This window comes from Streptosporangium sp. NPDC053982 (assembly GCF_055585205.1).
Window position 1 is genome coordinate 372,049 of the sequence record NZ_JBVJKQ010000006.1, and the last position, 14,104, is coordinate 386,152.

The 14,104-nt window shown below is 74.9% G+C and carries 8 protein-coding genes; all 8 read right to left on the bottom strand.

Features of this window, described 5'->3' with window-relative positions:
* Positions 1 to 57: 57 nt before the first annotated feature.
* The 8 genes from ACZ6W9_RS13380 to ACZ6W9_RS13415 all read right to left on the bottom strand — a co-directional run bounded on the left by ACZ6W9_RS13380 (position 58) and on the right by ACZ6W9_RS13415 (position 14,030).
* Positions 58 to 3,795, bottom strand: a complete 3,738-nt coding sequence (locus ACZ6W9_RS13380) for a nitrate reductase subunit alpha (protein WP_470117868.1) — start codon at positions 3,793 to 3,795, stop codon at positions 58 to 60.
* Between the two features lie 73 nt (positions 3,796 to 3,868).
* The gene (locus tag ACZ6W9_RS13385; RefSeq protein WP_470117870.1) at positions 3,869 to 5,086 is read right to left on the bottom strand and encodes an MFS transporter; all 1,218 of its coding nucleotides are present in this window, start codon (positions 5,084 to 5,086) and stop codon (positions 3,869 to 3,871) included.
* 253 nt (positions 5,087 to 5,339) lie between these two features.
* Positions 5,340 to 6,590, bottom strand: a complete 1,251-nt coding sequence (locus ACZ6W9_RS13390) for an NAD(P)/FAD-dependent oxidoreductase (protein WP_470117872.1) — start codon at positions 6,588 to 6,590, stop codon at positions 5,340 to 5,342.
* Positions 6,591 to 7,011: 421 nt separating this feature from the next.
* Positions 7,012 to 8,556: a PucR family transcriptional regulator gene (locus tag ACZ6W9_RS13395; RefSeq protein WP_470117874.1), complete on the bottom strand. Its 1,545-nt coding sequence runs from the start codon at positions 8,554 to 8,556 to the stop codon at positions 7,012 to 7,014.
* Between the two features lie 178 nt (positions 8,557 to 8,734).
* Positions 8,735 to 9,655 (bottom strand): neutral zinc metallopeptidase, encoded by a 921-nt coding sequence (locus ACZ6W9_RS13400; RefSeq protein ID WP_470117876.1) that lies wholly within the window; start codon positions 9,653 to 9,655, stop codon positions 8,735 to 8,737.
* 37 nt (positions 9,656 to 9,692) lie between these two features.
* On the bottom strand, positions 9,693 to 12,218 hold the full coding sequence (locus ACZ6W9_RS13405; RefSeq protein WP_470117878.1) for a PEP/pyruvate-binding domain-containing protein: 2,526 nt from the start codon (positions 12,216 to 12,218) through the stop codon (positions 9,693 to 9,695).
* A complete protein-coding gene (locus ACZ6W9_RS13410) occupies positions 12,215 to 13,099 on the bottom strand; it encodes a TetR/AcrR family transcriptional regulator (protein ID WP_470117879.1) in 885 nt (294 codons plus the stop codon). Before ACZ6W9_RS13410 ends, ACZ6W9_RS13405 begins: the two co-directional genes overlap by 4 nt.
* Before the next feature lie 181 nt (positions 13,100 to 13,280).
* Entirely contained in the window at positions 13,281 to 14,030 is a 750-nt protein-coding gene (locus ACZ6W9_RS13415; RefSeq protein ID WP_389955468.1) for a TetR/AcrR family transcriptional regulator, read from the bottom strand.
* Positions 14,031 to 14,104: the final 74 nt, after the last annotated feature.

The following is a 14,104-nucleotide window of genomic DNA, read 5'->3' on the forward strand; positions in this document are numbered from 1 at the left end:
CGGAGCATCCGGAGTGTCCGGAGCGTCCGGAGGGGCGGTGCGGTTCGGGAAGGGGCATCAGTAGTCGACCTCCTGCGAGCGGCGGCGGACCACCGTGACCTCGTCGCGCTGGTTGCCGGTCGGGCCCAGATAGTTGAAGGCGAACGTGAGCTGGGCGTAGCCGCCGATGAGGTGGGTCGGCTTGACCAGCAGGCGGGTCAGGGAGTTGTGGATGCCGCCGCGCCTGCCGGAGGTCTCGCTCTTCGGCACGTCCACCACCCGCTCCTGGGCGTGGTACATGTACACCGTCCCGGCCGGCATACGGTGCGAGACGACCGCCCGCGCCACCACCACGCCGTTGCGGTTGACCGCCTCCACCCAGTCGTTGTCGGCGATGCCCGCGCGGGCGGCGTCGTCCGGGCTCATCCAGATGGTCGGCCCGCCCCGCGACAGCGACAGCATCAGCAGGTTGTCCTGGTACTCGGAGTGGATCGACCACTTGGAGTGCGGGGTGAGGTAGCGCACGACGACGCCCTCGGCGCCGCCCTCCCCGATGCCCGGCTCGCCGAACAGCGCGGTCATGTTCAGCGGCGGCCGGTAGACCGGCAGCGCCTCCCCGGCCTCGTGCATCCAGTCGTGGTCCAGGAAGAAGTGCTGGCGTCCGGTGAGGGTGTGCCAGGGTTTGCGGTGCTCGACGTTGACGGTGAACGCCGAGTAGCGGCGTCCGCCGGTCTCGCTGCCCGACCACTCCGGCGAGGTGGTCACCGGCACCGGGCGGGCCTGGGTGTCGGCGAAGGTGATCCGCTTGTGCTCGTCGGCGAGCCCCTCGAAGGAAGTCCCGGTACGGCGGGCCAGCGTGGCGAACCCCTGCGCGGCCAGCCGCCCGTTGGTGGTGCCCGACAGGGCGAGGATCGCCTCGCACATGTCCACGTCGCGGGCCAGGGACGGCCGGCCGTCGGCCACTCCGCCGCGGACGGCGCCGTTGACGTGCCGCAGCCGGTCCACCTCCTCGGCCACGTCGTAGGTGACGCCCTTGGTGGTCGCCCCGAGCCGGTCCGCCAGGGGGCCGAGCGCCGCCATCTTCTCCGCGACGGCGCCGTAGTCGCGCTCGACCGTCACGATCTTCGGGAAGTCCCGGCCGGGCACGGGCGTCTCACCGGTCCGCCGCCAGTCGCGCACCCGGCCGTGCGGGGTGGCCAGCTCGTCGGGGGTGTCGTGCAGCAGCGGCACCGCCACCACGTCCCGCCGTACCCCGAGGTGGGTGCGGGCCAGGGCGCTGAACGCCTCGGCGACGGCGGTGAACGCGGCGAAGTCGGTGCGGGTCTGCCAGGGCGGGTCGATCGCGGGGGAGAAGGCGTGCACGAACGGGTGCATGTCGGTCGAGGACAGGTCGTGCTTCTCGTACCACGTCGCGGCGGGCAGCACGACGTCGGAGAACAGCGTCGTGGACGTCATGCGGAAGTCCAGCGACAGCAGCAGGTCGAGCTTGCCCCGCGGGGCCTCCTCGCGCCAGCGCACGTCGCCGGGCCGTTGCTCCGGCGCGGCCTCCTCCGCCCGCACCGCCGAGTCGGTGCCCAGCAGGTGGCGGAGGAAGTACTCGTTGCCCTTGGCCGACGAGCCCAGCAGGTTGGCCCGCCACACGGTCAGCACCCGCGGCCAGTTGCCCGGCGCGTCGGGGTCCTCGCAGGCGAAGCCGAGGTCGCCCGAGGCGACCCGCCCGGCGACGTACGCCCCCGCCTCCAGCCCCGACGCGTCGGCCTCGTCGGCCAGGTCCAGGGGGTTTCGGTCGAACGTCGGATACGACGGCATCCAGCCCAGCCGCGCCGACTGCGACAGCAGGTCCGCGGTGGCCCTGCCGGCGAACGAGCCGTCGCCGAGCGGGGAGGAGACGGCGTCGGCGGTGTAGGTGTCGTAGCGCCACTGGTCGGTGTGCAGGTACCAGTAGGCGGTGCCGATCATCTGCCGGGGCGGGCGCGACCAGTCGAGCCCGGACGCCAGCTGCGCCCAGCCGGTGATGGGCCGGCACTTCTCCTGCCCCACATAGTGCGCCCAGCCGCCGCCGTTGACGCCCTGGCAGCCGGTCAGCGTGGTCAGCGCCAGGAACGAGCGGTAGATCGTGTCGGAGTGGAACCAGTGGTTGGTCCCCGCTCCCATGATGATCATCGAGCGGCCGCCGGACTCCTCGGCCGTGCGGGCGAACTCCCGGGCGATCCGCGCCGCCCGCGCCGCCGGCACCCCGGTCACCGCCTCCTGCCAGGCCGGGGTGTACGGCTCGGCCGCGTCCTCGTAGGAGGACGGCCAGTCACCCGGCAGGCCGGGGCGGGTCACGCCGTACTGGGCGAGCAGGAGGTCGAAGACCGTGGTGACGAGGCGGCCGGCGACCCGCAGCACGGGCACCCCGCGGCGCAGCACCCCGTCGCCGCCCGGCCGGTCGAAGCGGGGCAGCGCGACCGGGACGGCCTCGGCCCCGGGCAGGCCGTGCAGGGACGCCGCCGGGTCGATGTCGCCCAGGTCGAGGTTCCAGCGGCCCTCGCCCCCGGCGGAGTAGCGGAAGCCGAGCGAGCCGTTGGGCACGGCCGGACCGCCGGCCGCGAGGTCCCAGAGCACCGTCTTGAACGCCGCCTCGGCCGCCTCCGCCGCTTCGGCCGCCTCCGCCGTCTCGGCCGTGTCCGCCCCCTCGGCCGCCTCCGCCCGCGCGGGCGCCTCCCCACCGAGGTCGGCGGCGGTCAGGAACTTCCCCGGCACGAACGAGCCGTCGCGCTCCTCCAGCGCGACCAGGAACGGCAGGTCGGTGTGGCGCCGGACGTAGTCGTCGAAGTACGGCGTCCGCCGGTCGACGAAGAACTCCTTCAGGATCACGTGCCCCATGGCCATGGCCAGCGCGCCGTCGGTGCCCGGGTGCGGGGCCAGCCACTCGTCGGCGAACTTGGTCGCATCGCTGTAGTCGGGGGAGACGACCACGACCTTCTGCCCGCGGTAGCGGGCCTCGGCCATGTAGTGCGCGTCGGGGGTGCGGGTGACCGGCACGTTGGAGCCCCACAGCATCAGGTAGGCGGCGTCCCACCAGTCGGCCGACTCCGGCACGTCGGTCTGGTCGCCGAAGACCTGCGGGGAGGCGACCGGCAGGTCGGCGTACCAGTCGTAGAACGACAGCATGGTCCCGCCGATCAGCGAGACGAACCGGGCGCCCGCGGCGTGGGAGACCATGGACATCGCGGGGATGGGGGAGAACCCGGCGACCCGGTCGGGGCCGTACGTCCTGATGGTGTGCACGTGCGCGGCGGCGATCATCTCCGTCGCCTCGTCCCAGGTGACGCGGACCAGGCCGCCCTTGCCCCGGGCCGACTGGTAACGGCGGCGCCGTACCGGGTCGGAGACGACGTCGGCCCAGGCGGCCACCGGGTCGCCGAGCCGCCCTTTCGCCTCCCGGTACATCTCCACCAGCACGCCGCGGGCGTAGGGGAAGCGGACCCGGGTGGGGGAGTAGGTGTACCAGGAGAACGCGGCGCCCCGAGGGCAGCCGCGCGGCTCGTACGCGGGCCGGTCGGGGCCGACGCCGGGGTAGTCGGTCTGCTGCGCCTCCCAGGTGATGATCCCGTCCTTGACGTAGACCTTCCACGAGCAGGAGCCGGTGCAGTTCACCCCGTGCGTCGAGCGCACCACCCGGTCGTGGCTCCACCGGTCGCGGTAGAAGGCGTCGCCCTGCCGGCCGCCGATCTTGTACAGCGTCCGCAGGTCCGCGGACACCTCTCCCGGACGCAGGTGGCCGCCCAGCCGGAGCAGGGCATCGCTGACGGGTCCGTCCATGGCGGTCATGCGGTGCCCTCCCTCGGCCTCTTCGGCTCGTTCGGCTCCTTCGCGCCGGGCGCGAAGCGGCGGTCCACGGCGGTCATACGGCGGTCTCCTTCACGCCCGGCTTCACACTGAGCGCGAAGCGGCAGTAGACGAAAGCGGCGGCGGCGACCGTCGCCAGCAGCATCAGGCCGATGGCGTAGGAGCCGGTCGCCTGGTAGATCAGCCCCATCACGATCGGCGGCAGGAACCCGCCGAGCCCGCCGGCCGCGCCGACCACGCCGGTCGCGCTGCCGACCATCGGGCCCGGGACCGTCCGCCCCAGCAGGGCGAACACCGCGCCGTTGCCCACGCCGAGCGCCGCGGCCATGGTCAGGAAGGCGGTCGTGGCCAGCGGCATCGCCGGGGTGAAGGCCACCACGACCGCGCACGCCGTCACGACCGCCAACGCCGCGGCCAGCACCGGGCGGCCCCCAAGCCGGTCGGCCAGCCAGCCGCCCACCGGGCGGGCGACGGTGGCCAGCACCACGAACCCGGCTGCCCGGGCCGCGGCGTCGGCGACGGTCAGGCCGTAGCCGGACCTGAGGTACAGCGGCAGGTAGACGCCGAAGGCGACGAACCCGCCGAAGGTCAGCGCGTACATCGCCGCCAGTTCGCGGGTGACGCGCAGCCGCGCCGCGGCGAGGAACCGGGCGGTGAACGGCTCGGCCGACGGCCGGGTGCCCGGGGCGTTGCGGCCCACCGCCCAGAAGACCACGCCGACCACGACGAGCGCGGCGGCGACCACGAAGAACGGCGTCTGGCGGCCGTAGGCGTCCGCCAGGCGCGGGGTGGCGAAGCCGGAGATCGCGGTGCCGATGTTGCCCATGCCGAAGATTCCCAGCGCCAGCCCGCGGCGCTCCGGCGGGAACCACGCGTTGACGTACGGCACGCCGATCGCGAAGGTCGCCCCCGTCATGCCGAGCAGGAAGCCGCCGGTCAGCAGCGCCGGGTAGTTCTCGGCGAAGGCCAGGAACACCACCGGCGCGACGCCCAGCAGGCTCGCCGCCGCGAAGACCGCGCGCCCGCCGTAGCGGTCGGTCAGCCCGCCGAGCACGATCCGGCCCAGTGAGCCGACGATGACCGGGACGGCGACCAGGACCGACACCTCGCCCGGACTCAGGCGGAGAAGCTCCTGGTAGGCCGGGCCGAGCGGGCTGAGCAGGGCCCAGGCCCAGAAGTTCACCGCGAACGCGACGGTCGCCAGCGTCAGCGCGGTCGCCGCGCCTCTCCCGGCTCCGGTCGCCCGCGCGGCGGTCTGCGAGGTGGTCCTCATCGCGGCGAAACCCTCCGATCCCTCGTGGCGGCGAGCACTCGGAGATCACCTTCTCCGGAGGGCACGTCCGAACATCAGGGTCTTTGGTCCCATCGCCTCCGCCCAATGGCACATACCGGCCAGGAGACGGTAAAAGTTCTCACGCCGCCGCCCGCGCCGGGCGGCGGCGCGGGCGGCGGGATCTTCAGTGCGGGATCTTCAGTGCGGGGTCCTCACCGCGGGATCCTCAGCGCGGGGTCCTCAGTGCAGGTCCTCAGCGGGTGGGGTCGAGGTCGCGCAGGGCCTCGGGCTGCTTGCCGGTGGTGATCTGCTCGGCGAGCATGCGCCCGGTCACCGGCCCGTGGGTGAACCCCCACATGCCGTGCCCGCCTGCGACGAACCTGCCCGGCGCGCGGGTCGCGCCGACCAGCGGACGCCCGTCGGGCGTGACGGGGCGGGGGCCGACCCAGGTGTCGGTCCGCTCCTCCCAGGAGACGCCGGCCAGCAACGGCCGGGCCGACTCGATGATGGCCTCGACGCGCCGCGCGTCCAGCGGGGCGTCCGCGTCGCGGAACTCCATCGTCCCGGCGACGCGCAGCCCGCCCCGGTACGGCGTGCAGGCCACGCGCACGGCGGGCAGGTAGACCGGCCCGGGAACCGGCTCGGCGGTCGGCACGGTGAAGGAGTAGCCGCGTCCGGCGCGCACCGGCGTCCGCACCCCCCACTCCCGGCCGAGCACGTTCAGCCAGGCCCCGGTGGCCAGGACGACGGCGTCGGCGGTGACGTCGTCGCCCGCGCCGGACCGGACGGTGAGCCGGCCCGCGTCGTCGCGCACCCCGGTCACCCGGAAGCCGGACCTGATGACGCCGCCGCGGGCGACGACGGAACGGGCCAGCGAGCGGGTGAACTCCCCGGGGTCGACGTAACGCTGGCCGTCCAGCCGGATCCCGACCCGCACCCCGGAGGAGAGCTGCGGCGCGTACGCGGCGAGGCGGTCGCGGTCGAGCACCTCGTAGTCGATGTGCAGCCCGGACCGGTTGATGCGGCGCAGCTCGTGCAGGAGTCCCACGGCCTGGCGCGGGGTCGCGAACCCGGCCAGGATCGGCGCCTCGACCGTGGGCGCCTCGACGCCGTTGGCGGTGAGCACGTCGAACGCCTCCAGGCACTCCTCGTTGAACGGGAGGTTGGCCTTCACGGCGCGGCCCCACGACCGCCAGGTGCAGTTGGCGGTGAACCGGGCGAGGAAGGACCACAGCCCCGTGTCCAGGGTGGCCGGCACGTGCAGCGGGGCGCTCGGGTCGAGCAGGGAGCGCATGCCGTAGCGCAGCACCCCGGGCTCGTTCAGCGGGATGGCCAGCCCGGGGGAGAGCCAGCCCGCGTTGCCCCACGACGCGCCCGCGGCGACCCCGTCGCGGTCCACCACGGTGACCTCCACACCGCGTTCCTGCAGGAACCAGGCGGTGGACAGCCCCACCACACCGGCGCCGATCACCACAGCCGTGCGCGGTCCGCCCTCGATGCCCATGACAACCCTCTCCCCTCGACTCGCCGGCTCCGGCTCGTCGGCTCGCCGTGCGTCCGGGGTCTGCCCGCCGTACGTCCGGCATCCGCCGGGCGTGCGCTCGCCGTACGCCCGACGCGGGTCCGGCCCGCGTGGCACGAGCATGACGTGCCCGGCGCGGTGACGGTCTGTGCGCGTCGGACAACCGGGGGCGCCGGGTTTGTCCGGCCGTGACAAACGCCGGGATCGTATCCGGCCGCGACGAACACCGGGATCGTGTCCGGCCGCGACGAACACGGGGGCCGCCGCCGGCGTTCCCGGAAACCGTCGCGACGAACACCGGGGCCGCCGCCGGCGTTCCCGGAAACCGCCGGGACGCCTTCGGGAACCGCCGGGGCGTCCCCCGAAGCCGCGGACGCCGGAGGACCGGGCCGCCGTCCCGGGGTCAGGGACGCTCGTCCTGCCCGGCGGCCAGCGCGATGATCATCGCCAGCCGCTTCTCCGGCAGTTCCAGCTGCAGGTTCGTGAGCTCCCTCATCCTGCGCATCCGGTAGCGGACGGTGTTGGGATGGACGCCCAGGCGGCCCGCGGCGGTCACCGGATCCCCCTGCTCCTCCAGCCAGGCGCGCAGCGTCGCGACGTACCGGGTGCCGTGTTCGGCGTCGTGCCGGGTCAGCTCGGCGACCGGCCCGCGGGCCGGGACGCGCCCGGCGGAGGCGGCCGCCCGCAGGCGCTGCAACAGGATCCCGTCCCACGACTCGTCGTAGACGACCGCCAGGTCACCATCGGGCCGGGCGGCCCGCAGGGCGAGACTCTCGTCGGCCTCCTGCCGGCTCGCGGGCAGCCGGCCCAGGTCCGCGGCCCCGCCGACGCCGGCGAACACGGTGACCCGTCGCGGCAGGACGTTCACGATCGAGGCGATCCAGACGCGGGCGGGCCCGGGATCGCCGCCGCAGGGCAGCACCGTGTACAGGGTGTTGCCGAACAGGGCGCTTCGTCCCGGCCGTGACCAGCCGAACCCCGTGGTCGCGCGTTCGAAGGCCAGCAGGATCGCCGCGTGCCGCTCCTCGGCGACGTGGGCCTGCAGGGCGATCACCCGGAACAGGCCGCCGGGCAGGCCCAGCCGGCTGACCAGGGAGGGCCCCTCGGCCGTGCCCTCCAGCAGCCGGATCACGAGGTCCGACTCCACCTGGCGTTCCAGGTCGGCGCCGACCCGGGAGCGCAGCAGGTGCAGCGCGACGGCCCGCGCCCCGTCCACGAGGGCCGTCCGGCGGCCGTCGGACAGCGGGCGCTCGCACTCCACCCAGATCGAGCCGAGCAGCTCCCGTCCGGCGCGGACCGCGACCACCATCCGCCCCCGCAGGCCGTGCTCCGGCGAGGGCTCGACGAACAGGGGCTCGTCGGAGGTCGTCAGGTGCGCGAAGACGCCTCCGCGCTCGAACAGCCCGCGTACGGCCTCCGGCACCCGCCGGCCCAGGATCGTCTCCAGCCGCGCCGGGTCGGCGGCCTGCTGCGAACCGGAGTAGGCCAGCACCCGCGACATCTGGTCCTCGATCGTCACCGCGGAGCCGACCTCGGACGCCAGCGCGTCGGCCAGGGCGAACAGGTCGGCGGGCCCCCGCCCGGCGTCGGTCTCCCGGCCCTCGACGACCAGCCCGTACACCACGCCGGCAAGCTGGCTCCACGACACCTCCGGCTCCACCAGCAGCACGGCGATCCCGCCGTCCCGGGCGGCGGCCAGGGCCTCCTCGTCCAGCGGCGGACGCCCGCGCACCAGCACCGCGGCGGCGCGTGCCGCCCGTGCCAGCCGTACGGCGCCGGCCGCGGAGTCCACGCCGACCGACAGGAACACGTCGCCGGTCGCGGGGGAGGGCTCGGTCGGGTCGTGCACCGCCACGCTGCGCAGCTCCACCGCCCGCGACGCCGGGGCGCAGCACAGGCGGGCGCCGTACCCGCCGAGGACGTTCACCAGCCGGTCCAGCCTCAGCACGCGCCACCACCCCCGCCCCCGCCCGTCGTACGGCCTGCGCCCGCCGGGCCCGTGCCCGCCGTACGGTCCGTGCCTGTCGTATGGTCTGTGCCCGTTGTACGGCCTGTGCCCGCCATGCGGAGGTCCGCCACGCCGCCGCCCGCCACGGCGGCGGCCCCGCCGGTCACGACACCGCAGGTCACGACACCGCGGACGACGGCGCCGCCCAGGTGTCGCAGGCCGACGGAGAGACCGCGTGGAGACCGCGGTCGAACCAGCGGCCCCGGTGCGCGCCGGCGCCGTGGGTGCGCGGATCGCCGTCGTCACCGCTGTCGCCGCCGGCCCGGACCGCCTCCGCCAGCGCCTCCCAGTCCCGAGCGGTGCGAGACAGGGACCGCCGCACGCTGCCCAGGAACACCCCCGACAGGCAGTCGGCCTGCAGCTCGTAGCGGCGGCCGAGCTCGGCCCGGCGGGCGCGCTCCACGCGGGCGCGGGCCTCGTAGCGGGTCCGGACGCCGGTGAGGCTCTGCAGGTGGTGGCCGTACTCGTGCGCCGCCACCTTCAGCGGGTACAGGTCGGTCCGGCCCTCGATCCACTCCCCGGTGAGCGGGAACACCACCGTGGCCCTCTCCGTGCAGTAGAAGGCGGCCGCGCCGGCGGGCCAGGGCACCCCGCACACGCGCTCGGCGGGCTCCTCGTAGAAGCGGACCGCGGGCGCGCGGAAACGCAGCCCGGCCCGCGCGAAGTGACCGGACCACGACCTGTCCAGGCACCTCATGACCGCCGTGAGGTACTCACGCCCCCGGGGGATCCCGCCGTCGACGAGCGGAGGCTCCGGACACGGCGCGGCCGCCAGCCTCCCCCCGCCCAGGGACGGGCTCCCGGCCGAGGCGCTCCGGCCGGTCGTCCCGTACGGTGCCGCGGTCGTCCCGTACGGCGCCGCCGCCGGGACGCCCCGCGTGGCGGCGCGCGGGTCCGCGGCGGAGGCGGCCCGCGCGGGCGTCCCGTACGGCACCGTGACCGCGCACGCGGCCAGGCACACGGCCACCGCGAGAACGGTCAGGCGGACGGCGGCGGCCGGGCGCCGCGAACCGGCGTCACTCGGGGGGAGGTATCGCATGACCGGCAGCTTAGAGCCCCGGCGTCGCGTGCCACCGTCAGGAGGCCAGCACCTCCACGGTGCCGTGTTCGCCGTCCACTCTGATCCGGTCGCCGTCGCGCAGGCGCATGGTCGCGTTGCCGGTGCCGACCACCGCCGGGATGCCCAGCTCGCGCGCGACGATCGAGGCGTGCGACAGAGGCGCGCCCATGTCGGTGACGACGGCGGCGGCGCGGGGGAACATCGGGGTCCAGCCGATGTTGGTCAGCGTCGTCACGAGGATCTCGCCCGGGGCGAGCCGGTCGCCGTCCTCGGGGGAGTCGATGACGCGGGCCGTGCCCTCGACGATCCCGGGCGCGCCGGGGAACCCGGTGACCGTCTCGCTCACCGGCACGCCGCCGCCCCGGGCGTCGAAGAGGTCGCGCCGCCGGCCGGGGTCGGCGGCCCAGCGCTCGGGATCGAAGCGGCCGGCGATCAGCGTGGGGTAGGCGGGCAGCGCGGCGTAGCGCTCGTAGGTCGCCCGCCGTACCGCGACCCGGTCCAGGGGGCTCTCGTCGCCGCGCAGCAGGGCGACGATCTCCTGGATCGACAGGAAGAACAGGTCGTCGCCGCGGCCGGTGAGCTCCCCGGCCCGCAGCACGAGGTCGCGTACCGCCCAGAAGGCCCGGATCACCTCGGAGCGGGTCGCCTCGCGGTCACGGACGACCAGGCTCCACCGGGCCACCCTCCGCCGCATGGCGGCGACCCTGCGCGGGAAGCGTTCCCCGAACCGCCGCCAGGCGGCCTCGCCCGCCTCCCTCCGGCGGGCGAACAGCTCCTCCTCCCTGTCTTCGACCCCGGACATGGCGGCGAGCTGCGCGTCGATCCACCGCGGGTCCTCGCCGGGCCGGGGGGACGACAGCTCGAACTCGTGCGGCCCCCGGTGCCCGTACTCGCGGGCGAACGTCTCCCGGTCGATCTCGCCCCTGGCCAGCCTGCCCAGGCCGACGATCGGGCCGAGGCTGGCCAGCTCCCCGTCCGCTCCGGCCCCGGTGAGCATCGCCTCGGCGTCGACCTCGCCCACCAGTCCGCGCAGCCGGTCGCGGGTCATGACCAGGGTCGCGCCGCCCTGCCGTCCGGCGGCCTCCAGCACCCGGCACGCCTCCGTCAGGTACGGCAGCAGCTCCTCCTCCCACAGGGCGGCCAGCTCGGCGGGGGAGGTCGTCCCGGCGATCCGCCCGCGCAGCCGCGCGTTGCGTTCCCTGGCCGTGGCGAGGAAGGCGGGCATCCGCGCGAGGTTGACCCGCACCCGGCGGCGCAGCGTGAAGGCCATGGGCAGCACGGCCCTGATGATCTCCCAGCGCGAGGCGGGCAGCGGCGGCACGTCGAGACCGGCCGGGAGCCTGCCGAAGACCTGCTCGGTCGCGCCGAGCCGTCCCTTCATGCCCAGCGCCGCGGCGATCGAGTACATCACGCTGAGGTTCATGTAGAACCGGCCGCCGATGTTGCCGACCAGGTCGAAGCCGGGCATCGCCGAGGCCGACATGGCCTCGGTGATGAAGAGCCGCACGACCGACCAGGTGCAGGGCGTCATCACGTCGGGGATGGCCTCGCCGAGGTTGGCGGAGGTCCACAGGTAGCCGCCCTTCAGGGAGTCGTTCCACTCCTCGACGGGCCGGCGCAGGCCGGTGACCGGGCGGGCCTGCAGGATGTGGAGCGTGCCGTCGTGCAGGGCCCACTCGACGTCCATGGGCGTGCCGTACAGCTCCTCGATCTCCTCGCCGAGCCGGGCCAGCCGTAGGGCGAGCGCCCGGTCGAGGACGGGGCGGCGGCGCAGGTCGTCCGGGACCGGCTCCTCGCGCGTGCCGTCGGGCGTGCGGACCGTCATGACGGCCTTGTCGGCGACGTGCTCCTCGGCGACCTCGCCGGTGGACCGGTCGACCACGACGGTGTCGGGTGTCACCTGCCCGCCGACGACGGCCTCACCCAGTCCCCAGGAGGCGTTGACCACGATCCGGTCACGGACGCCGCTGACCGGGTCGGCGGTGAACATGACGCCGGCCGCGTCGGCGGGCACGAGTTCCTGGACGACCACGGCCAGCGCCACGTCGTCGTGCGGGACGCCCTGTCCGGTCCGGTAGGCGATGGCCCGCTCGGTCCACAGCGACGCCCAGCAACGCGCGACCGCCGCCACCAGGCCGCCGGCGCGGACGTTGAGGTAGGTGTCCTGCTGCCCGGCGAAGGACATGCCGGGCAGGTCCTCGGCGGTGGCCGACGACCGTACGGCGACCGGGACGTCGTGGTCCTCGCCGCCGAGCTTCGCGTGGGCGGCGAGGATCTCCGCGGCGGTCTCCCCGGGGACCTCCCGGGAGGCGAACAGTCCGGCGATCCGCCGGGCGGCCCGGTCGGCGGGCAGGTCGGCGACGGCGCGCATGATCTCCTCGTGCAGGCCGCCGCGGGAGACGAAGTCGCGGTAGGCGCCGGTGGTGACGCAGAAGCCGCCGGGTACCGGCAGGCCCGCGCGGACCAGCCGGGCGAGGGAGGCGCCCTTGCCGCCCGCGGTCGCGAGGTCGGCGGCGTCGTCGGATAAGGGGATGACGTTCATCGGGGGGTCTCCTCGGTGCCCAGGGACAGGCTCAGCTTCCGCCGCGCGCTCTCCAGGACGAAGTCGATGTGCCGCAGGGTCGCCCGGCGGATCTCGCGGGCGTCGTCGCCGGTGGGCGCCGTGCCGGACTCCAGCGTCCGGCCGCAGGCGTCGGCGACGAGCTCCGCCAGCCGTTCGTCGTCCGGGACGTACGGTCCGGGCAGCAGGCGGGGGATGGTCAGGAACCCGTAGAGGATGGACGAGAGGGTCGTCACGTGCTCGGCGGGCGTCAGGTCGGCCCGCAGCGCGCCGTGCCGGGTCAGCTCGGCGAGGTAGGGGCCGAGCCCGGCGCGCAGCTCGGCGTCCGCCGGGCCGTCGCGTTTGGCCCGGGTGAGCCCGCCCAGCACCTCCGAGTCGCCGAGGAGGCTCGCCCGCAGCAGGGGCCTGCGCAGCAGCCCGGCGGCGAGCAGGCCGAGCAGGTCGCGGAGCCGGCCGGGAGTGTCTTCCACGCTTTTCCGCACGTCGGCCGCCATCTCGGCCCGCTCCCGGCGCAGCAGCGCGGCGAACAACTCCTCGCGGGTCCGCCAGTGCAGGTAGATCGTGCCCTTGGCGACCCCGGCGCGGCGGGCGATGTCCCCGACCGTGGTGGCGTCGTAGCCCCGGTCGAGGACGAGGTCGCAGGCGGTGTCGAGGATGCGGTGCGCCCGCTCCAGGTGCCGGGCGGCGTCGCGCGGGGGCCGGCCGGGCCGCCGGGGCCGTGCCCCGGTCCCGTCTCCGGGGCCGTTCCGCGAGTCGCCCGGCGGGCCGTGCGTGTCGCCGGGCGCGTCGCCGGACGGTTCGCCGGGCGAGCCGTCATGGGGTCTGGTCTGTGCCGTCATGTCCTTGAGAACCAGCCGTTCCAAGAATTTTGACCAAACTCCACTGTTTGGTCATTTAATTGATAGCACATCCCTGGACGGCCCGGCGGGAGGGAGGCCGGACCGCTCCCGCGGCCCCGTGCCGTGCCCGGGCGGCGTCCCGGGGCGTCACCGGGTCATCTCGCGAAGACGTGCGCCGGCCGGTGTGCCGGGCGAAACCGGACCGCTATGCGACGGAACGGCGCCGGTGGGCGCGCTGGCGGCAGGCGGGGCCGCAGTAACGGGGCGGCCTGCCGGTGGCGTGGACACGCAGTCGCGCGCCGCATTCCACGCAGTACCTCGGGGCGGTTTCGTGACGGGGGCGGGAGGACGCGTCACGGAAGGTCTCGGCTTTCGTGACGGCCTGGGGGCGCAGCCCGTCCAGCAGCACCCGTACCAGCCGCATGCCGCGTTCCCGGTCCCGGTGCGCCGAACGCAGAGCGCCGCCGCCGACGGTCAGCGCGGACAGATCGTCGGCTCGTACGTCGGCGCGTATCGCCCCGGCCTGTACGGCGTCACGCAGCAGACGCTCCAGCGCCTCGTGGAACCGCTGGGCGGCGCCGGCCAGCACGGCGCGCGGCCAGCTCCCGTCGGCGGTGAGCGCATCGCAGATGTGCCGGCGGCCCCCCGACTTCTCGATCACTTCGAGCAGGAACCCGAACAGCGCGTCACCGGGCGTGGCGCGGGCGGCCCAACGGTCGGCGGCGGCCACCAGGTCCTTGACGTGTTCGGCGAGCACCGCCTCGACCAGGATCTCCTTGCTCGGGAAGTGCCGGTAGACGGTCCCGGCCCCGACCCCGGCGCGCTGCGCGATCCGGCCGATCGACACCTCCAGCCCCTCCTCGGCGAACACGCGCGTCGCCGTGCGGAGCACGATCTCCCGGTTACGGCGGGCGTCCGCGCGCTCGGCGGGCGCCGCGTCCGGTGCTGCTGCCATGTCACGAAATCCTTGTCTGTGGCCTTGAAACGGGTGAAGCATTCCGGATCACCCGACCATCTTCCACCGTCACC